Source organism: Clostridium sp. HBUAS56017, assembly GCF_007115085.1.
Classification (GTDB): domain Bacteria; phylum Bacillota; class Clostridia; order Clostridiales; family Clostridiaceae; genus Clostridium; species Clostridium cibarium.
Genome location: NZ_SULK01000004.1, coordinates 139,533 through 139,971, shown reverse-complemented (window position 1 = coordinate 139,971; position 439 = coordinate 139,533). Strand labels below are relative to the sequence as shown.

Genomic DNA, 439 nt, shown 5'->3' with positions numbered 1-439 from the left:
AGATCTAGTAACTATGTAAATGAGTATTACGCATTAGGAAGAAATAATCCAGTAGATGTGCGAAAACTAGCAACAATAAGAGATCAAATAAAGATAGCAAGAATGTTAGTAGATGGAAGATGCTTAACAAGAAGTGAATTGTTAAAGATAATAAAAGAAACAGCAGATGATACAGAATCAGTACTAGTAGTATCACAAATAAAAGCAGCAATAGAAGAAGCAGAAAAAGCAAAAGGAAGTAAGTTAACAAAGGAAGAAGTACAAAAGGTTATAGATGAAACACTAGCAAAAAGATATGAAGCAGCAGGAAGAATAATCGCAGGCGAAGCAAGTGTTGAAGACTATAAAAGACTTGGCGAAACAAAGGTAACAGAAGATAATATAATATGTATAAATACAGATATAAAAGACAGTAAAACAATAACAGTAACAGATGGAA

General features: G+C 31.4%; 1 protein-coding gene. It reads left to right on the top strand.

Annotation, left to right across the window (positions count from 1 at the left end; genetic code table 11):
- The coding region (locus tag FAY47_RS20230; protein WP_185966740.1) for a hypothetical protein at positions 1-439 on the top strand (439 nt) is incomplete at both ends.